The sequence below is a fragment of the Notoacmeibacter sp. MSK16QG-6 genome (genome assembly GCF_024158145.1).
GTDB lineage: Bacteria > Pseudomonadota > Alphaproteobacteria > Rhizobiales > Rhizobiaceae > Notoacmeibacter.
In genome coordinates, this window is record NZ_JAMYXM010000001.1 from 1,069,880 (window position 1) to 1,090,300 (window position 20,421).

Genomic DNA, 20,421 nt, shown 5'->3' on the forward strand with positions numbered 1-20,421 from the left:
TGCTCAAGTTTCGTTTTTATCCGACCGGTCTTTTCAGGGTCGCTGCTCATAGTCTGGACCAGTGGTTCATACCCTTTGAAGCCGGAAGGAGACTTTTTTCCTGATAAAACAACTCAAACTTTATCCTTCATTAACCTGATTTTCTGACAGGGCTTTAATTCCTCGCGGTGCAGGGTGTCGGTGAAATCACCGGAAGCTGTCTCGATGAAAAAAATAGAAAATCCGAAAAGAAGCAGAGCTGTCCGTCTCGCAACCCTTGGTTCTCTGGGGATCGCGGCTGTTAGCGGTACGGTGTATGTCTCGCGGATGTTCACCGATCCGACATCGTCGGTCACGATGGACGTCTATATCGCCTCGGTCGCCGCCTTATGCGCCTTATGCGCCATGTTCGCCGCGTTATCTTTCTTTGCCGGCGTCGATGAATCCGAGGACTACGTTTTTCAGGAAACACATATCGACAAGTTGACCGGCTTTCACACCCGCGTCGCGATGATCGGCTATATTGCCGAATCCATGGCCAAAGTGCTGAAAAGCGGCAAGGCCCAGTTTCTCATCGATGTCGATATCGACCGTTTCAAGCAGATCAACGATCAGATCGGCTTTGAAGAGGGTGACGAACTGATTGTGGCAGCGGGCGAACGGTTGCGCGATTTTTTCGGTGAAGATGCGAAAATCGGTCGGATGGGAGCCGGCGAGTTCGCTGTCATTCTCGACGACGAGGTCGAAGATTTCGAAGGCATGCTCGATCGGCTCGTCGAGCGGCTCATGGAACCCTACCGTCTCAAAACACATCACCAAACGGTGACGTTCTCCGCCGGGGTGGTCGCCATGCCCAAGGATGGGCGCGATCCGCTACAGCTTGTTCGCCGCGCCAATCTGGCCCTGCAGCGTGCAAGAGCCGAAGGCGTCGGTGGATGGACCTGCTTCGAAAGCGAGATGGGCCGCGTGGCCGACTATCGCCACTGGGTCGAAAGCGAATTGACCGATGCGATCGATCGCGGTGATTTCGTCCTCTATTATCAGCCTCAACTTTCACTTAAAGGCGAGCGGATCGTCGGCTACGAAGCGCTGATCCGCTGGCAGCACCCGCAGCGCGGCATCATTCCGCCCAACGAATTCATTCCCGTCGCCGAAGAGAGCGGCATGATCCTGCAGATCGGCAAATGGGCGCTTCACCAGGGCTGTCACGACGCACGGCTTCTGCCTGAAGACACCTATGTCGCGATCAATCTTTCACCGGTTCAGTTCAGCGACCGAAACCTGACCGAAACCGTTCACCAGGCACTTGAGGAGTCCGGACTGCCGGCGCATCGCCTCGAACTGGAGATCACGGAAACGGCGATGACAATGGACCGCGTGGAAGCGCGCAAGGTCATGGCCAGCCTGGCCGATATGGGTGTGCAGATCGCCATTGACGATTTCGGAACCGGCTACTCCAATCTCAGCTATCTGATGGACTTTACTTTCCACAAGCTGAAGATCGACAGGTCTTTCGTCTGCCGCCTGCAGGAAGACGACACGACCGGCGCCGTCATCTCGACGATTGTCGGCCTGTCCCGCGCCCTTGGCGCCGAGACCCTCGCCGAAGGTGTGGAAACCGCCGATCAGGCGACATTGCTTCGGGCCGCTGGCTGCGACTCGGTTCAGGGCTTCCACTATGCCCGTCCTGCGCCGCTCTCCACCTTTGTGTCCGCCAACGATGCGGATGCGCGCTTGTTGCCCAAGGCCGTCGGCGCGACCTATCACTGAGGGGATGCGGCCGGACGGGCCGCCTCGATCACCTTATATATCGATGTCTCCGCCATGAACCGAACATTCCGGAACCGACTGTTCAGAACGGCTTCGTAAGGAAGCTGCCGATTGGCCACGAGAAAAAGGCGGCCTCCCGGCTTCAGACAAGTCGACGCCCGCTCGATAATCGCTTCGCCAAGTGACGGCTCCGCCGCGCGGCCGGTATGAAATGGCGGATTCATCACAATGACATCGAAGCGGCCCTCGACGGGCTCGCTGCTGAGATCGCGCCAGTGAAAGGCTCTCGGCATTGCAATGCCGGACAAGTTTGTCTCTGCGGCCTTCAAAGACGCCCAGTCGGCTTCGAACAGATCGAGCGATGTCAGAGCCGGGCAACGTTCCGATGCAGCGATGGAAAGATAGCCCCAGCCGGCGCAAAAGTCGGCGCAAGCGCCAGACAGATCGGCTGGCAGATGCTCTGCGAGGAGCGCGGAACCCACATCGATGCGATCAGCGCTGAACCCACCCGGCGCAGTTACAAAACCGGAAGCCGAAACGCTGTCGCGATCTCCAAAAGCGTCGTCCCACGCAGTGCGCACCGCCTCATCGACGGTGAGCCACATGACAAGGCCATGGTGCTTCGGCATTGACTGAAGATCGCCTGTCAGCCTCGAGAGCGCTTTTCGTATCGCTCCTGCGCCATCGGTCTTGCTGCCTGCCGCGATAATGGCGCCATGATCGACGCAGACCTTCGCGGCTTTGGCCAGCATGGTCTCGTTTAACCGCCGATGCCGTGACAGACAGACGATTACGATATCGAACGCAGCCGTCCCTTCGATCTGATCGAGACTGCAGACGACGTTCAGGCCGCGCTTCTGAAGCGCGAGAAAGTCGGGGCGAAACCCTTGGATAATCGTGAGACCGTCCTGAAATTCGGCCGGAAACCGAAGATCGCCGGGTGCAGCCATTACGAGCACACGATGTGCAGGTTTGGTGTCTACGCAACCACGTTCAAAAGGCAGAGCTATCAGTCGCGATTTGTTCAAGGCATCGCTAGCGCTAGACATTTTTCATCCGCATAAATCAAATTCATTGATCATTATCTCAAAACAATTTGTTTGATTGAACTTCAGTCATGCCCGATCTTTTCGATGAAAGACAGGAGATATGACATGCTATTGCATTCGCTCACAGAGGCCGAGGGCCTCAGAACCTCGTTTTACGAACGTGCGCGGAAATGGACGATGGAAAAGCGTCGACAGAAGCTTCGCCGCGATTCCATCTCTACGCTTCTGAACGTCGACGAGAACATCCTGCGTGACATTGTCGGTATCAGCCGCGATGACGTCCGACGGGCGGTTTCCGCGCCATTGCACATCGATGCGGCGACCACCATCCGCCTTTTGCAGCGGCGCAGACCCTGACGAGGCAATCTTTCGACCCGGACAGAAAAAGGGGCGCTTCGCAGCGCCCCTTGGTGAGTTGGATGAACGCGTGGATTACTCCGCTGCGTCCTCCTTCTTCTTTTCGGCCTTCGGCTTTTCCTTGCCGGTCTCCTGATCGACAACCTTCATGGAAAGGCGGACCTTGCCACGCTCGTCGAAGCCCATCAGCTTGACGAAGACCTTTTCGCCTTCCTTGACGACGTCGGTGGTCTTGCCAACGCGCTCCTCGGCGAGTTGGCTGATGTGGACCAGGCCATCGCGCGGACCGAAGAAATTCACGAAAGCTCCGAAATCGGCGGTCTTGACGACCGTGCCTTCGTAGATTTCGCCGACTTCCGGCTCGGCAGTGATGGAGTGAATCCACTTCTTGGCCGCCTCGATCTCCTTGCCGTTGGACGAGGCGATCTTGATCGTGCCGTCGTCCTCGATGTTGATCTTGGCGCCGGTCTTTTCGACGATTTCGCGAATGACCTTACCGCCAGTGCCGATCACGTCGCGGATCTTGTCGGTCGGGATCGTCATCACTTCGATGCGCGGGGCGAACTCGCCGACCTGCGAGCGGCCTTCGCTGATGGCATTCGCCATCTCGCCGAGAATGTGCAGGCGACCATCCTTGGCCTGACCGAGCGCGACTTTCATGATCTCTTCGGTGATGCCGTCGATCTTGATGTCCATCTGCAGCGAGGTGATGCCCTCTGCCGTGCCAGCCACCTTGAAATCCATGTCGCCAAGGTGATCTTCATCGCCAAGAATGTCGGAAAGGACAGCGAAGCGTTCGTCTTCCTTGATCAGACCCATCGCGATGCCGGCCACCGGGGCCTGCAGCGGAACACCCGCGTCCATCAGCGCCAGCGAGGTGCCGCAGACGGTCGCCATGGAGGATGAGCCGTTGGATTCGGTGATCTCGGAGACCACGCGCAGCGTGTAAGGGAACTGCTCCTGCTCCGGCAGCAACGGGTGCACCGCGCGCCATGCCAGCTTGCCGTGGCCGATTTCGCGGCGGCCGGGCGAACCCATGCGGCCGGTCTCGCCGACGCTGTAGGGCGGGAAGTTGTAATGGAGCATGAAGCGCTCCTTGTAAGTGCCGGTCAGCGCATCGACGAACTGCTCGTCCTCGCCGGTGCCGAGCGTGGCGACCACGACCGCCTGTGTTTCACCGCGGGTGAAGACAGCCGAACCGTGGGTGCGCGGGAAAACGCCGACTTCGGAGACGATCGGACGGACGGTCTGCAGATCGCGACCGTCGATACGGCTGCCATCGTCCAGAATGTTCCAGCGAACGACGCGGGCCTGCAGCGCCTTGAAGGCGTCGGCAACCTGCTGCGGAGTGTATTCGCCCGCTTCGTCGCTATCCTCAGCCGGAAGATACTTTTCCTTGACCTTGGCCTTGGCTGCGTCGACGGCGTCGTAGCGCTCGCCCTTGTCAGTGATGCGGTATGCGGCGCGCAGATCGTTCTCGATGAATGAGAGCATATCGTTTTCGAGCGCGGAGTTGTCCGGTGCGTTGTGCTCGCGCGGCTCCTTTGCAGCGACTTCCGCCAGCTTGATGATGGCGTCGATGACCGGCTGGAATTCCTTGTGGCCGAACATCACGGCGCCGAGCATGGTCTCTTCGTCGAGCTGATCGGCTTCCGATTCCACCATCAGCACGGCATCGTTGGTGCCGGCGACGATCAGATCGAGATCGCTCTCTTCCATCTCGTCGATATGCGGGTTGAGGACGTACTCACCGTCGATATAGCCGACGCGCGCGCCGCCGATCGGACCCATGAAAGGAACGCCGGAAAGGGTCAGCGCGGCAGACGCCGCGACGAGCGCCAGAATGTCCGGGTTGTTCTCCAGATCGTGCTGCAGAACGGTGAGGACGACCTGCGTGTCGTTCTTGTAGCCATCGGCGAAGAGAGGGCGGATCGGACGGTCGATCAGACGCGAGGTCAACGTCTCGTTTTCAGACGGACGGCCTTCGCGCTTGAAGAAGCCACCGGGAATCTTACCGGCAGCGAACGCCTTTTCCTGGTAGTTGACGGTCAGAGGGAAGAAATCGAAGCCGGGCTTCGGTTCCTTGGCGGAAACGACAGTGGCGAGCACGACGCTCTCGCCATAGGTGGCGACAACTGCGCCATCGGCCTGGCGTGCGACCTTGCCGGTTTCCAGAATGAGAGGGCGGCCGCCCCACTCGATTTCGACTTTGTGGTGTTCAAACATACGAAACGTCTTTCATCTTGCGTTAGCCGGTCTCCGGCGCGCTTTCTGCTGCGCCCACGACAGGCATTCCTGCGGTGCTTCGGGCTGGCCACGGGCAAGACGGCAGGAGGCTTCGATTGTCCGGCATTTCCGGCGGAAGCATCCTGCAATCCTGCCCCGTGACAGGCCTTCGGATGGTGCGGTTCGCGGCGCGGACGCCGCGCTCCCTCTACGATATGGGAACGGCCCCGGTGCTATTTAAGCCGGGGCCGTCTCGCTTGCCTTAGCGGCGGATGCCGAGGCTCTGGATGAGTTTGCGGTAACGCTCCTCATCCTTCTTCTTGACGTAGTCCAGAAGGCTACGGCGGGTCGAGACGAGCTTCAGCAGGCCGCGGCGGGAATGGTTATCCTTCTTGTGGCCCTTGAAGTGCTCGGTCAGATTGGTGATGCGCTCGGTCAGGATCGCGACCTGGACTTCCGGCGAACCGGTATCGCCTTCGGCGGTCGCATATTCCTTGATCAGTTCGGCCTTGCGCTCAGCAGTGATCGACATCGGATTTTCCTTTCGAAATCAGGAGGATCGGGACGCCCTTCGCCGGGATGTCGTCCAGCGGGGGCCATGACAAATAGCCGGAGAGGATCGAACCTCACCGGCCATGGGGTGGCTATAAGGCATTTGTGACAGAAATGAAAGCCGGTCAGTCGCGGCCGAGCCAGCCCTTGCGCCGGAAGTACCAGATCAGGCCAAGCGCAATAATCAGCATGAGGCCGAGAGCTGTGGGATAGCCGAAATAGAGGCTCAGTTCCGGCATATTCCAGGGCGACGTTTCCGGGTTGAAATTCATGCCCCAGAGACCTGCCAGAAAGCCGAGCGGAATGAAGATGGTGGAAACGATCGTCAGGAGGTTCACCACCTCGTTCGTCCGCGCGGATGCCAGGCTCATATGCAATTCGATCAGCCCTGTCAGCGTGTCGCGATGCGTCTCGCTCATTTCCAGAAGCTGGATCGCGTGATCCTGCGTATCGTTCAGAAAGCGCTGGGTATCGTCGGACAGGATCTCACTTTCCGTACGCACAAGCGCAGCGACCGCGTCACGCAGCGGCCACAATAATTGCAGCAGATGGCGCACTTCTCGCCGCATCTCGTACATACGGGTGAGTTGCTCCTGTTCAGCATAGTCGAGTACGTCGTCTTCAAGACGGTCGATTTCCTCGCTGCGCGTTTCCAGCAGCGGAAAATAGCCATCCACGATCGCGTCGATCAGGGCGTAGGCCAGATAGTCCGCTCCCCTGTCGAACAGCCGCTTGCCGCCAGCATCGATCCGCCGCCGGACGGGATCGAACACGTCGCCCGGCCGCTCCTGAAAGGTGATCACGAATGTCTGGCTGAAGAAAATCGCGACCTGCTCTCGGCCGCGTTCGTTCTGGCCGTCCAGCATGGGAAGGATGACGAAGAGGTGATCGTCGTGAAACTCGGTCTTGGGCCGCTGTCCGACATTCAGCACATCCTCCAGCGCCAGCGGATGAAAACCGAAACGTTGGCCGATCTCTTCGACCAGTTCCGCCTGCGCAAGGCCCGTGCAATCAAGCCACATTTTCGACCATCCGCGCCCCAGCCTGTCCAGATCGGCCAGCGCGATATCGTCATGAACCTCGTGCCGACCGTCTTCGCCCAGAACACGAAGCGTCAGGCGAGGCTGATGAGCGTCGGGATCGGAGATCAAGGTGCCCGGCGCTGCACCGACAGGCGCGCGTCGCGTCCTGTCACGCCGCTTCTTGCGGCGGCTTCGCTTAGGCTTGCGATCTATCGTTTCGGACAGTTCGGCCATAACCATTCACCCGGCGTTTCGATTCAATTGAAAAAGCGCGCCGTCATCCGAAGGAAAGAGCGAAACCACCCGATCAGCTATGGGTGAACACTCTTTTAGGCTGAAACTGCCCCGCTTCGATTGCTCCCAGCGCCACAAGCCGGCCGCGATTGGTCACGAAGGCCTCTTCGGCTTCGGTCGGCGCATCGCGCCCGCGAATAATGACCGCATTGCCGAGCCGGACGCGCGTCGCCGCATCGTCGTTGAGAGCGACGTGAGGCAAATCTTCCAGAGCAGCCGCCGTCGCGATCAGCAGGTCGTCGAGCGCGGCAAACCGTTCAATGCGCGGGCGGTCCGCCGGCTCTTCGCCGCGTTCGCGCGCGGCATCGTCGGACGCAACCGCTGCTTCTACCTCATCGTCGCCCATCTTTCGCGCAGCTTCCAGCGCTTCGAGTTCGACGAAGTCTTCCTCGACGAAGGGCGCGACCTCAACCCGGCGCAGTTCGCTAATATGACCGTAGCAGCCAAGCTGGCGGCCCATGTCGCGGGCCAGCGAACGGACATAGGTGCCCTTGCCGCACTCGACCTCGAACACGGTCGTGCCTGCGGCTTCATCCATCTCAACGATTTCGAGCCGGTCGATCTCGACCTCGCGCGCCGGAATTTCCAGAGCCTCGCCGCCACGTGCGACATCATAGGCGCGTTCGCCGCCGATCTTGATCGCTGAAAACTGCGGCGGCACCTGCATGATGACGCCTTCGTAATCGGCGAGGATGGCTTCGACCTCTTCGCGCGAGGGTCGACTTTCGGACGTTTCCGTGACCTCGCCTTCCAGATCGTCGGTGGACCTTTCCTCGCCCCACGAAACGGTGAAGCGATAAACCTTGATGCCATCCATCACGAAAGGCACCGTCTTGGTCGCTTCGCCAAGCGCAATCGGCAACATGCCGGACGCCAGCGGATCGAGCGTGCCGGCATGGCCGGCCTTTTCCGCGTTGAACAGATATTTGATCTTCGAGACCGCCTCGGTGGAGCCCATGCCGAACGGCTTGTCTAGAATGACCCAGCCGCTGACCGGACGGCCCTTTCGCTTGCGCTGGCGGGGCCCCTTGCCTTTCGGCTTGCCGCGACGACCACGGGTGTCTTCGTTCATTCGTCGTTCTCCCCGTCGCCATCATCGAAACGGTCGAGATCGCGCGCCACTTCGGGGCTACGCAGAACATTATCGATGCGGCTGAAATTGTCGAAGCTGGTGTCGATACGAAACCGGAAATCCGGCATGTATTTCATGTGTTTCAAGCTGGCCGAAACACGCTTGCGAATGAAGCCGCGGTGGCGCGCCAGCGCCTTGACGATCTCGTCGCCCTTGTCACTGCCCATGGGCGTGATGAAGACCGTGCCGATCTTTAGATCGGGGCTCATAGCCACCTCGGATACGGAAATCACCGCGCCGTCCAGCACAGGATCGGCGATCTCGCCTCGCTGAAGCAGTTCGGCGACCACATGACGAACCTGTTCGCCAACGCGCAACTGGCGCTGGCTCGGTCCCTTCGAACGATCGAAACGCGACATGAAAAGCCTTCCTTTCAAGGATGGCGACGGGGCGGGGTGGAACCGACCCGACAAGAATGAGGCGGCGCTATAGCGAAGCCAAGGTGGTTTGGCCAGCCATTTTCGCGCTCTTCGCCAGGCAATGCACGCAGCAGCGTGCCGTTCAGTCCAAAATTGCCGCTGCCGCCTGGAAATCCAGTCTCGGCAGGCGGTCGAATTTTGGCGGCGTCATATGGCCGAGATTGCAAAGCCAGCTCGATTTCCAGGCGCCGCGCTCTGGATGGCCCTCGAAGAATTCAGCGTCGACGCCATCCTTGCTGAAACCGGCCATCGGCCCACAATCGAGGCCCAGACCGCGAGCGGCGATGAGCAGATAGGCGCCCTGCAAACTGGAATTCAGCACCATGTGGTTGCGATATTTCGTGTCGTCCTCTGGGAGCTTGTCGAACATATGCGGCCGATCCGGAAAGAGGACCGGCATCTTCTCGTAGAATTCGGTGTCGTAGGCGATCACGACCGTCCAAGGCGCGTCGCCGGTCTTCTCCTTGTTGCTGCCGCTCATATGGGGAATAAGGCGTCTCTTCGCTTCAGAACCTTTGCGGATGAAGAGGAAACGCGCAGGACAGGAATTGCCGGCAGTCGGTCCCATCTTCAACAGATCATAAAGTTCGCGGATCGTCTCTTCCGTGACATCGTCGTCCGTAAACCCCTGCGCCGTGCGGGCATCGCGAAAGAGGAGGTCGAAATCGTTTTCAGTAAGGCGCCTGGCCATCGATTAGTCCCGGTATCGGTTGAACAGCTCTAGGAGACCTATCGCCCGACCGTCGAAAAGAAACGCCGCGACAAAAGAAAAGGCGGAGCCTCTCGACCCCGCCTGTCTCGATTTCCAGCAATCGCAATGCTCGTCAGAGCGAGCGCGCGACCTCTTCGACCGTGAAGCACTCGATGACATCCTTTTCGCGAATGTCTTCGTAGTTTTCGAAAGCCATGCCGCACTCCTGGCCGGACTGGACATCGGAGACCTCGTCCTTGAAGCGCTTCAGCGTTTTCAGCTTGCCCGTATGAATGACGACATTGTCGCGTAGAAGACGCACACCGGCGCCACGCTCCACGCGGCCCTCTGTCACGCGACAGCCTGCCACCTTGCCAACCTTCGTGATGTTGAAGACTTCCAGGATTTCGGCATAGCCGATGAAGGTCTCGCGCATCTCTGGCGAAAGCAGGCCGCTCATGGCCGCTTTCACATCGTCCACCAGATCGTAGATGATGTTGTAGTAGCGGATTTCGGTGCCGTTCTGCTCCGAGGCATCGCGCGCCTGCTTGTTGGCGCGAACGTTAAACGCGATAATCGCAGCGTTGGACGCTTCCGCCAGGCTGATATCGCTTTCAGTGATCGCGCCGGCGCCGGCATGCACCACGCGGACCTGCACCTCGTCATTGCCGACTTTTTCGAGCGCGCCGATGATCGCTTCAGCGGAACCCTGCACGTCGGCTTTGATAAGCAGCGGGAACTCAGCGATCTGATTGGCCTGCGCCTGCGCCATCATCTGTTCAAGAGAGCCGCGTGAACCCGCTTGGCGGGCCACCTGCTTCTCTCGCGCCAGACGCTGACGGTAGTCGGAAATTTCACGGGCGCGAGCCTCGTTTTCCACGACAGCGAGCCGGTCGCCAGCCTGCGGCGTACCGGATAGGCCGAGGATTTCGACCGGCATGGATGGACCGGCTTCCTTGAGCTGAGCGCCGGTGCTGTCCACCAGGGCGCGCACACGGCCCCATTCATTGCCAGCGACGACAATGTCGCCCGTGCGCAGCGTTCCGGCCTGCACCAGAACGGTGGCGACGGAACCACGGCCCTTATCGAGCTGCGCTTCGACCACCGAACCTTCCGCAGGACGATCCGGGTTTGCCTTCAGGTCGAGCAATTCGGACTGCAGCAGGATCGCTTCAAGAAGACCGTCTAGATTGGTCTTCTTGGTGGCGGAAACCTCAACATCCAGAACCTCACCGCCCATGCTTTCCACGAAAACCTCGTGCTGGAGCAGTTCGGTGCGAACCTTGCTGGCGTCTGCCGCGGGCTTGTCGATCTTGTTGATCGCCACGATGATCGGGACGCCCGCCGCCTTGGCATGATTGATGGATTCAATGGTCTGCGGCATGACACTGTCGTCCGCCGCCACCACAAGAATTGCGATATCCGTCACCTCGGCGCCGCGCGCGCGCATCGCCGTGAAGGCGGCATGGCCGGGCGTGTCGATGAAGGTGATCTTCTGACCGTCCTTCTCCACCTGATAGGCGCCGATGTGCTGGGTGATACCGCCAGCCTCGCCGGAGACGACGTTGGCTTCACGGATCGCATCGAGCAGCGAGGTCTTGCCGTGGTCGACGTGGCCCATAATGGTCACGACCGGCGGCCGACCTTTCATATCCTCTTCGCGGTCTTCAATATCATGGAGGCCGAGCTCAATATCGCTTTCAGAAACGCGCTTGACGGTATGGCCCATCTCGGTCGCGATCAGTTCCGCGGTATCGGCATCGATAATATCGCCGGGCTTCAACATCTGGCCCTGCTGCATCATCAGCTTAACGACATCGACCGCGCGTTCGGCCATGCGCTGGGCAAGATCCTGCACGGAGATCGTCTCCGGGATCGTGACTTCACGCATCACCTTCTCGCGCGGACCGCTGCTGGCCTGACCGCCACGGCGCGCCTTTTCCTGCCGACGACGCATGGAAGACAGCGAACGGCTGCGTCCTTCGTCGTCGTTCAGGGCGCGATTGAGCGTCAGCTTGCCCGAACGGCGGCGATTGTCGTCAGAGCGCGGCTTGGCCGGACGCGCTGTTTCGTTATCGCGCGCCTTCGTTTCCTTGCGCTGGGGCGCGGACTGACGACCGGCCGGGCGCTCTTCCATCGGTGCGTCGATGGCCTTGCTTTCCTTGCGGGCCGTATCGTCGACGCGCTTGCCGCGCTTTTCCTCGACGACAGCCTTCGCTTCGGCCTCGGCCTGAAGACGGGCGGCTTCCTCGGCGGCCTTGCGCTCTTCTTCGGCGCGCTCGGCTTCACGGCGCGCATCTTCCTCAGCCAGACGTTTGGCTTCCTGTTCGGCCGCTTCCCGCTCAACGGATTCGCGTGCCTTCGCCTCTTCCAAGGCGCGGGCGCGCGCTTCCATCTCCGCGCTGGAGAGACGTCCACCGCCGCCCTTGGCAACCGCCGGCCGTTTGGGCTGCGGTGCTGCGGGCGGGGCCTGACGCTTCGGCGGCGCGGCCGTCTCGGCCTTCGGCTCTGGCGTCGTGGCTGCATCGCCCTGCCGATCTTCCGGCCGGGTAAACTTGCGCTTCTTCGTCTCGACGACAACGGCCTTACTACGGCCATGGCTGAAGTTCTGCCGCACCGTTCCAGCCTGATTGCCGGATGGGCGCAAGCCGAGCTTCGGCCGGACCTTAAGGGTCGTCTTGTCTTCGTTCTTGTCGTCGCTCATTCCGTATCCTTCATTGCGGCTTCGTCCGCAGTTCCTTCATGCTCCGCCGGCCCCTGCCGATAGAGCGCCAACGCAACAATGCGCTCGAATGCCGCCTGCCCGGCCGGATGGCCAAGCACGGCAGCATGTATCACACTTCCCGCCCCCAATGCCAAACCCAATTGTTCGGCATCGAAAAGTCGGTAAACCGGGATGTCCGGGCCACCCAAATGCCGCGTCGCTCTGGAGGCCTGTTCCACCTTGCGCAGACCGTCCGGCGCGCCATCGGTCGCATGAAGCACACAGGATGCTTCGCCGGAGCGAATTTTCGCTTCCACCTTGGCTGCACCGAAAACGGCCCTGCCGCTCTTTCTCGCCAGCCCCAACGCTCCGAGCGCGCGATTGGCCAGCAATCGGTCGATGCGATCCGCCAGATCCGGCGGCACCTGGACATCGGTCTTCAGAGCACGGGAAAAGGCGCGGCGCTTGACCGCTTCCTCTATATATCGGCGTTCGGCACGCACCCAGCAACCCCTGCCGGGCAGAGAAGTTTTCAGATCAGGGACGATCGATCCATCCGGACCCGCAACAAAGCGCAGAAGCGCGTCACCGCGATCCGCTTTCGCGCGCGTCACAATGCATGTGCGGGTGGCCATCGCTTCCAATCGGCTTCTCCCTGACGCCAAACATGGCGTCAGACGCTCGCTTCTTCAGTTTCGGTTTCGGCTTCGCCTTCGACTTCCGCCTCATCCTCCTGCGTCACCCAGCCGACCGACTGGCGGGCGTGCATGATCATCGCTTCGGCTTCTTCGGCGCTGACGCTGAAATCGGAGAGTGTGCCTTCGTAGACGATCGTTTCGCCATCCTTGCGTTCGCGCCATCCGGTCAGATCGTCGACGGCATAACCGGCGAAATCTTCCATGGTCTTGACTTCGTCCTTTTCGCCAACGGCGACCATCATAGCCGTGGTCAGGCCCGGAATTTCACGCAGTTCGTCCTCGACGCCGAGTTCGCGGCGCTTTTCGTCCAGTTCGCCCTCGATCCGCTCGATATATTCACGCGCGCGGGTCTGTATCTCCTCGGCGGTCTCTTCATCGAAGCCGTCGATTTCAGAAATTTCCTCCGGCTCGACATAGGCGACTTCCTCGATGGAGGTGAAGCCTTCCGACGCCAGAACCTGACCGACCATCTCGTCCACATCGAGCGCTTCCATGAACAGTTCTGAACGTTCCTGGAACTCCGCCTGACGGCGCTCGCTCTCTTTTTCTTCGGTGAGAATGTCGATGGCCCAACCGGTCAACTGGCTGGCGAGGCGCACATTCTGGCCACGGCGTCCAATCGCCAGGCTCTGCTGGTCGTCCGGCACCACCACTTCAATGCGGTTGGCGTCCTCATCGAGCACGACCTTGGCAACTTCCGCCGGCTGCAGGGCGTTGACGATGAAAGAGGCAGCATCGGGCGACCACGGAATGATATCGATCTTCTCGCCGGAGAGTTCGCCGACGACCGCCTGAACACGACTTCCGCGCATGCCAACGCAGGCGCCGACGGGATCGATAGAGGAATCTCGGCTGATAACGGCGATCTTCGCACGGCTGCCTGGATCGCGTGCAACGGCGCGGATCTCGATGATGCCATCGTAGATTTCCGGCACTTCCATCTGGAAGAGCTTGGCCATGAATTGCGGGTGGCTGCGCGACAGGAAGACCTGCGGACCGCGCTGCTCGCGACGCACGTCGTAAACATAGGCACGAATGCGGTCGCCATATTTGTAGAGTTCACGCGGAATGCCTTCATCGCGGCGGATGATGCCTTCTCCGCGCCCGAGGTCGACGATGACGTTGCCGTATTCGACACGCTTGACCGAACCGTTGACGATCTCGCCGACCCGGTCCTTGAATTCCTCGTACTGGCGATCGCGCTCGGCTTCGCGCACCTTCTGGACGATCACCTGCTTTGCCGACTGCGCCGCGATGCGGCCGAAATCCATAGGCGGCAGCTGTTCGGCGATGAACATGCCGACCTCGGCATCGGGCTGGCGTTCGCGCGCATCGCCAAGCTGGATCTGGGTGTGGTAGTCCTCCACATCCTCGACGACTTCGAGCAGACGCTGCAACTTTATCTCGCCGGATTGCGGGTTGATGTCGGTGCGGATGTTGGTTTCCTGGCCGTAACGGGCGCGGGCGGCTTTGGAAATCGCATCCGCCATCGCCTCGATGACGATCCGGCGATCGATGTTCTTCTCACGGGCGACCGCATCGGCGATCTGCACCAGTTCCAGTCTGTTCGCACTAACAGCCATGGGTATCTCTCCTGAAGTCTTCGCCGGAGCAAAATCTGCTCCTCGACGGTCGAAATCTCACTCATCCGCCGAATCGGCGGTGTCCTCATTGTCGTTATCACCATCAAGACCCTTCTTTCGGGCCTTTCGCGCCGCGCGCTCCTTGGAAAGGGCGTCGCGGATCAAATCGTCGGTTAGTATAAGCCGCGCGTCCGAAACCGTGTCGAACGGAATTTCGACCTCGGCTTCATCGCCGTAGCCGAGCGTATCACGCTTGAGCGTGAAACCCTGATCGGTCACGGACTGGATGAAGCCTCTAAACTTGCGCCGACCCGACAGGATGACGCTGGTCTCGATCTTTGCCAGATGACTTTCCCAATTGCGAAAATCGCTCTTGGCGACGAGCGGCCTATCGATACCGGGTGAAGACACTTCCAGATTGTAGGCGCCTTCGATTGGATCATCGACGTCAAGCGCCGGGGAGATGGCGCGCGACAGTTCCTCACAGTCCTCGACCGTCATCGTGCCGTCGGTTTTCTCGGCGAAGATCTGCAGAGTCTTGCCGTTCTGGCCCGTGATCCGTACCCGAACCAGACGAAAATCCATCGCCTGCATAACCGGCTCGATGATCGTGGCGACATGCGCCTCGACACCTGTTTCGTGAATGATGCGGTCATCCGGTCCGGACAAGGCGCACTCCGTTTTCATCAAAAGATTGCCGGTAATAAAAAAGAGCGGGACCCGGGGGGACCCACTCTCCGTCTAACCGACCAAGAACTTGGGTTTCCTATACGCCCGCGATACGGCATTTGCAAGATGCCGGCCCGAGATGGACGCCTTTATCCGTCCATTCCGTCTTCGAATACGATTTTGTCCTTTCGCGCACCGAGCGCCAGCAATGCGTCCTTTACGTCGCCCACAAAGGCTTCCGGGCCGCAAATATAGAAATACTGATCGAAATCGTCGACGTGGTGAGACAGGAATGTGCGGTCGACGCGCCCGAGAGCATGAGGACTCTCTGGCTGGTCGGTGACGGTGTACAGCGTCTGAAGCCCATCCATCGCGTCCCATTCATCCTTCAGGATAATGTCCTTTTCAGACTTGTTGCTGAAGATCAGCCGGTTGCCGTCTATCTCGCCCTTTTCACCGAGGCTTCGCAGGATCGCGATGAAAGGCGTAACACCTGCGCCAGCCGCGATAAAAGTGCCGGCGCCCTTGTAATCAATCGTGCCCCACGGCTCATTGATCACAATAGCGTCCCCGGCATGAAGCCGATCGATCTGCTCGGTGACGCCGTCGTGGCTTGGATAAATCTTGATGGTGAACTCAAGATCGGGGTCGCCGGTCAATCCGGTGAATGTGAAGGGTCGGTCTTCATCTCGCCAGCCCGGCTTGTCGATATGGACGTCAGTGGCATGGCCGGGTGTAAAATCGAAGCCGCTCGGCCGTTCCACGACAAGCCGGTCCACATTGTGCGTCACCTGCTCGGTGGATTTGATCGTGACCGTATGAGCCATGCGTCGCGCCTCTCTTTCTTTCGGTGAGAGGCTAATGCATGACGAAGGCGAGGGTTTCAGAGGTCCGTCAAATCCGTCGGAACGTCAGGTATGACGGAGTCCGACCTTCGCGTATCGCCTTGGCCTCATAGCGTGTGCCAGGCCATGCCTCGTATGGCGTTCTCCAATTTTCCGGGCCAGTCGCGAGCCACTCGAACGCCCCATGCCGCCGACAATGCTCAAGCGTCCAGTTCACATAGGTGTCGATATCCGAGGCGAAGCGGAAAAGCCCGCCCCGTTTCAGCACGCGAGCGAACCGGTCCAGATTTGCGTCATTGACGAAGCGCCGCTTCCAGTGCCGTTTCTTCGGCCAAGGGTCTGGATAGAGAAGATCGATGCCATCGAGCGTGTTGTCCGGCAACCAATCGAGAAGCCAGGTCGCGTCATCGTCATAGAGGCGGAGATTGGGCCGATCCTCTTCGTCGAGCGCCATTGCCAGTTTGGCGAAACCGTTGACGAAGGGCTCGACACCAATGAAGCCGGTCTTTGGGAAACGACCGCTTTCATGATGCAGATGTTCGCCCCCCCCGAAACCGATTTCCAGACGCACTCCGTTCGCGGTTACGGAAAAGAGGTTCGTCAGATCGTCAGGAGCCGGCTTCGAGAGGTCGATGAGTTGCCTGGCCCGCACGAGCTCGGTTTGCGCCGCCTGCTTCGGGCGCAGCGCCTTGCCCTTTCGCCGACCGAAAAAGGCATCGGTCGTCCGGCTTTTTCTGGGCTTATCTTCCGTCATGACAGATCGCGGCTCGCGGGCAGCCGCGATCAGGCGCTCTGCCGGATCGCTTCTTTAAGGGCTTTCTTCAGATCGGTCTTTTCCCAAGAGAACGAACCGCCGCGACCGGGCTTGCGCCCAAAATGGCCGTACGCGGCCGTTTGCGCATAGATCGGCTTGTTGAGATCGAGGTGTTTGCGGATGCCGGTTGGCGACAGGTCCATAACCTCGCGAACAGCCTTCTCAACCGCTTCTGCGGTCACGCGGCCGGTCCCGTGCAAATCGACATAAACCGAAAGCGGCTGCGCCACACCGATGGCGTAAGACAACTGGATGGTGCAGCGGCTTGCCAGACCGGCGGCTACGACATTCTTGGCCAGATAACGCGCCGCATAGGCAGCCGAACGGTCCACCTTGGTGGTGTCCTTGCCGGAAAAAGCACCGCCGCCATGGGGCGCCATGCCGCCATAGGTGTCGACGATGATCTTGCGGCCGGTCAGCCCGGCATCGCCATCCGGCCCGCCAATGACGAACTTGCCGGTCGGATTGATGTACCAGTCGCAGTCGTCGGCCACGGCAAGGCCGCCCTCTTCAAGCGCTTGGCGAATGTAAGGCTCGACGACCTTGCGGACTTTCTTGCTATCCCAGCTTTCGTCCATGTGCTGTGTCGACAGCACGATCTGGGTGGCCTCCTTCGGCTTTCCGCCTTCATACCGGACGGTGACCTGGCTTTTGGCGTCAGGGCCGAGCTTGCCAGCATCTCCCTCACCGGCATGTCGCGCCTCCGCCAGAAGCTGGAGAATGCGATGCGAATACCAGATCGGCGCGGGCATCAGATCCGGCGTTTCGTCACACGCATAGCCAAACATGATACCCTGATCGCCAGCACCCTCTTCGCCCTGCCGGTCGGCGGCATTGTCGACACCCTGGGCGATATCCGCGCTCTGGCTATGAAGCAGAACGTCGATCTTGCAGGTCTTCCAGTGGAAGCCATCCTGTTCGTAACCGATATCGCGAATGGCCCGACGGGCCGCGGAGCGGAAACGGGTCGGATTGATGACGTCGTTTCCGTTCTTATCCTTCTTCATCAGGGTCGGAGGCAGACGCACCTCACCGGCGATCACAACGCGGTTCGTCGTCGTCAGCGTTTCACAGGCCGTGCGAACATTCCACGGATCGACGCCGGTCTTGCGAGCCTCCTTGTAGACAAGATCGACGATCTCGTCGGAGATGCGGTCGCATACCTTGTCGGGATGGCCTTCAGACACCGATTCGCTGGTGAAGTGGTAGTTCTGTCGTGACACGATTGCCTGCCTATGGTCTAGCAGCGGGACCGAGCGGCGCCGCCCTTTAATTACGGGAAAGGTCGCGCGGCCTTGTGCCAATCGAATATGACATGGTCAAGCACGTTCGCGCTGAAGATGCGACGATGGCGCGTTCAGCCACGTCAGAACGATGTCAGCTTTCTTCCATCTCGCCCAAGGCTCGAACGAGATCGATAACACGACGCCGGACTTTGGGATCACCGATTTTGATAAAGGCGCGGTTGAGTTGCAGACCTTCGGTCGAGTTGAGGAAGTCCACCACATAATTGGCATTGCCAGCCTCGGCAAAGCCGTTGCCGTCGGGTTCGCTATGTCCCGGCGCACCCTCAAAGAAAAACGAAACCGGGATCTGCAGAATATCGCTAATCGCCTGAAGGCGGCTTGCGCCAACACGGTTGGTTCCCTTTTCGTATTTCTGAATCTGCTGGAACGTGATGCCGAGATTGTCGCCAAGCTTCTCCTGGCTCATCCCGACCATGTTTCGCCTCAACCGAATACGACTGCCAACATGGACATCGATCGGGTTCGGCTTCTTCTTTACATCCGCCATATTTTCCTCATCAGGCGCCTTGGGGGCATGGCACCTGTATACGGACAGCCCCGCAAAGCGGATGCGGTCTCGTGAAAATACCCCTCTAACGATTGGATAAATTGCCTAGACCAATCGGTCAATCCAAAGCGTGGCGCGATGGCCGAGCGAGAAGGAGGGACACAATCCAAAACACAACCATAAGGGCCAGACCGATATTATTTCTTAATCGCATAGGTTGCAAGTCCGGCGATAATGCGAGGTCGACATCAAGCGCCGCCGAGGCACCCAGAACAAGACCATCGGTGACGCGGCCGTAAGGGTCGATAACCCCGGAAATACCGCTATTGGCAGCACGCACCATCGGGCGCGCCGCCAATACGGCGCGGTACTGCGCCAAGCGGAAATGTTGTGCTGGACCAGGCGTGTCACCGAACCATGCATCGTTGGTTACATTCAGGATCAGCCCAACCTGACGTTCCAATTCCGCCGCCTCCTGTGGAAAGATCGTTTCGTAGCAGATGAGCGGCAAAATCGCCGGAAGACCAGGCAATTCGATCAGTTCATGTCGGCTGCCCGCTTCGAATCCGCCCGGCAGAACCGCCAACTCCTTCAACCCGAAGCGCGCCAACAGGTCGGCCAGGGGCAGGTACTCCCCAAGCGGAACAAGATGCACCTTATCGGCCCCGTCGATAATCGTGCCGGTGTCGTCGACGGCCAGAACCGCATTTGTATATCGGGCTGCAGCGCCTTCGCCGTACGCCCGAACAGAGCCGGTCAACAGCGTCTGGCCGGGTTGAAGAACGCGCGCTATCGCAAGGAGCGCCAGAGGTTGCCGGGTCAATACCCAGGGCGTCGCCGTTTCGGGCCAAACGATCAGTTGCGGCGGCTCGCCATCTTCCGTCGGTTTTTCGGTCAGTTCGATATGACGGTCGAAGATGGCCGTCCGCGTTTCATCGTCCCATTTTTCGGTTTGATCGATGGAAGGCTGTACGATCCTTACAGGGATGACGTCGCCGTTGCTGGCAGCCTCATCAGCGTCTGGGATCGTTGCGATACGCCATGCTCCGAAGCCAGCCTGCGCCACGATGAGCAGAACCAGCAGTGCCAGGCCGGTCCTCCGCCAATGTTCTCCGACGAGCAGGACCGGCAGACTGAAAAGCAAAGTCGCCAGCACGTTCATCCCCACCATACCGACATAGGGTAGCGGTTGCATCAGCAGGGGTACGGGCATCACCGCTGCCGCGACCGGAGCCCAGGGAAAGCCGGTAAACAGAAAAGTGCGGAGCCATTCCATAAGGCCGAAAGCGGCGGCCAGTGCGAAAACACGACCGAGATCGTCCGCCCAGACAGCGCGCGCGAGGGCCGTGGCCAGCCCATAAAAACAGGCAAGAATGGCCGGCAGAACGACAACGCCGATCGGCACCATCCAGGCGTGGAGATCCGCTTCGACAAAGAAGGCGGCGCCGACCCACCAGAGCGTTGCGGCAAACCAGCCGAAACCGAACCAGAACCCGGTTGAGAAGGCAGGTAGTATCCGCGCGCGAAATGCGCCGCCCCCGTCCGCCACGCCGTCCAGCAATAAGATCAGGATGGGGAAGCTGATGAAACAAACAAAGGGAAAGTCATAAGGGGCCTGCGCGAAACTGCCCAGGGCTCCGGCCAGCAACGCCACCACGTTTCGCCGCCAACCCGACAGCAGAACGATGCGTCCGACCCAGTCCTCCAGCATCGCGCGCGCCGCCCCTTCTTCGAATCGCACCCTCAATCCGGTCGTATCAGATCGAGCCGATTGATAAAATTGCGTGAGCGCGACGACACTTACTCACCGCACCGGATATGCC

18 protein-coding genes are annotated in these 20,421 nt (G+C 59.8%); 2 read left to right on the plus strand and 16 right to left on the minus strand.

Annotated features, from left to right (window positions below; all coding sequences use genetic code 11):
* The first annotated feature begins 204 nt into the window (after positions 1–204).
* On the plus strand, positions 205–1,749 hold the full coding sequence (locus tag NIM86_RS05085) for a bifunctional diguanylate cyclase/phosphodiesterase (protein WP_253379697.1): 1,545 nt from the start codon (positions 205–207) through the stop codon (positions 1,747–1,749).
* Here NIM86_RS05085 and NIM86_RS05090 read toward each other — a convergent pair.
* Positions 1,743–2,798 (minus strand): class I SAM-dependent methyltransferase, encoded by a 1,056-nt coding sequence (locus tag NIM86_RS05090; RefSeq protein ID WP_253379698.1) that lies wholly within the window; start codon positions 2,796–2,798, stop codon positions 1,743–1,745. The genes NIM86_RS05085 and NIM86_RS05090 overlap by 7 nt on opposite strands.
* A gap of 105 nt (positions 2,799–2,903) precedes the next feature.
* On the opposite strand from NIM86_RS05090, the gene NIM86_RS05095 reads away from it, so the two are divergent.
* Positions 2,904–3,155: a hypothetical protein gene (locus tag NIM86_RS05095; RefSeq protein ID WP_253379700.1), complete on the plus strand. Its 252-nt coding sequence runs from the start codon at positions 2,904–2,906 to the stop codon at positions 3,153–3,155.
* Positions 3,156–3,230: 75 nt separating this feature from the next.
* Here NIM86_RS05095 and pnp read toward each other — a convergent pair whose 3' ends face one another.
* The 15 genes from pnp to lnt all read right to left on the minus strand — a co-directional run bounded on the left by pnp (position 3,231) and on the right by lnt (position 20,339).
* Positions 3,231–5,381: a polyribonucleotide nucleotidyltransferase gene (gene pnp / locus NIM86_RS05100; protein WP_253379701.1), complete on the minus strand. Its 2,151-nt coding sequence runs from the start codon at positions 5,379–5,381 to the stop codon at positions 3,231–3,233.
* Positions 5,382–5,643: 262 nt separating this feature from the next.
* Entirely contained in the window at positions 5,644–5,913 is a 270-nt protein-coding gene (rpsO, locus tag NIM86_RS05105) for a 30S ribosomal protein S15 (RefSeq protein ID WP_094075801.1), read from the minus strand.
* Positions 5,914–6,058: 145 nt separating this feature from the next.
* Positions 6,059–7,189, minus strand: a complete 1,131-nt coding sequence (corA, locus tag NIM86_RS05110; RefSeq protein ID WP_253379702.1) for a magnesium/cobalt transporter CorA — start codon at positions 7,187–7,189, stop codon at positions 6,059–6,061.
* A 73-nt stretch (positions 7,190–7,262) separates the two neighbouring features.
* The gene (truB, locus tag NIM86_RS05115; protein WP_253379703.1) at positions 7,263–8,321 is read right to left on the minus strand and encodes a tRNA pseudouridine(55) synthase TruB; all 1,059 of its coding nucleotides are present in this window, start codon (positions 8,319–8,321) and stop codon (positions 7,263–7,265) included.
* A complete protein-coding gene (gene rbfA / locus NIM86_RS05120) occupies positions 8,318–8,740 on the minus strand; it encodes a 30S ribosome-binding factor RbfA (RefSeq protein WP_253379704.1) in 423 nt (140 codons plus the stop codon). The genes truB and rbfA overlap by 4 nt, the downstream gene beginning before the upstream one ends.
* 142 nt (positions 8,741–8,882) lie before the next feature.
* On the minus strand, positions 8,883–9,491 hold the full coding sequence (locus NIM86_RS05125) for a malonic semialdehyde reductase (protein ID WP_253379705.1): 609 nt from the start codon (positions 9,489–9,491) through the stop codon (positions 8,883–8,885).
* A gap of 133 nt (positions 9,492–9,624) precedes the next feature.
* Positions 9,625–12,195 (minus strand): translation initiation factor IF-2, encoded by a 2,571-nt coding sequence (gene infB, locus NIM86_RS05130; protein WP_253379706.1) that lies wholly within the window; start codon positions 12,193–12,195, stop codon positions 9,625–9,627.
* Positions 12,192–12,860, minus strand: a complete 669-nt coding sequence (locus tag NIM86_RS05135) for an RNA-binding protein (RefSeq protein WP_256478336.1) — start codon at positions 12,858–12,860, stop codon at positions 12,192–12,194. Before NIM86_RS05135 ends, infB begins: the two co-directional genes overlap by 4 nt.
* Positions 12,861–12,868: 8 nt before the next feature.
* A complete protein-coding gene (gene nusA, locus NIM86_RS05140; protein ID WP_253379708.1) occupies positions 12,869–14,476 on the minus strand; it encodes a transcription termination factor NusA in 1,608 nt (535 codons plus the stop codon).
* Positions 14,477–14,533: 57 nt separating this feature from the next.
* Complete coding sequence (gene rimP, locus NIM86_RS05145; RefSeq protein ID WP_253379710.1) at positions 14,534–15,163, minus strand: ribosome maturation factor RimP; 630 nt, start codon at positions 15,161–15,163, stop codon at positions 14,534–14,536.
* 131 nt (positions 15,164–15,294) lie between these two features.
* Entirely contained in the window at positions 15,295–15,972 is a 678-nt protein-coding gene (locus NIM86_RS05150) for an FAD-binding oxidoreductase (protein ID WP_253379711.1), read from the minus strand.
* A 67-nt stretch (positions 15,973–16,039) separates the two neighbouring features.
* The gene (locus NIM86_RS05155) at positions 16,040–16,744 is read right to left on the minus strand and encodes a tRNA (guanosine(46)-N(7))-methyltransferase TrmB (protein WP_253379712.1); all 705 of its coding nucleotides are present in this window, start codon (positions 16,742–16,744) and stop codon (positions 16,040–16,042) included.
* Between the two features lie 29 nt (positions 16,745–16,773).
* Positions 16,774–18,027, minus strand: coding sequence for a methionine adenosyltransferase (gene metK, locus NIM86_RS05160; RefSeq protein WP_253379713.1), 1,254 nt, complete (start codon positions 18,025–18,027; stop codon positions 16,774–16,776).
* A 154-nt stretch (positions 18,028–18,181) separates the two neighbouring features.
* Positions 18,182–18,598: a helix-turn-helix domain-containing protein gene (locus tag NIM86_RS05165; protein ID WP_253379714.1), complete on the minus strand. Its 417-nt coding sequence runs from the start codon at positions 18,596–18,598 to the stop codon at positions 18,182–18,184.
* A gap of 118 nt (positions 18,599–18,716) precedes the next feature.
* A complete protein-coding gene (lnt, locus tag NIM86_RS05170; protein ID WP_253379715.1) occupies positions 18,717–20,339 on the minus strand; it encodes an apolipoprotein N-acyltransferase in 1,623 nt (540 codons plus the stop codon).
* Between the last annotated feature and the right edge of the window lie 82 nt (positions 20,340–20,421).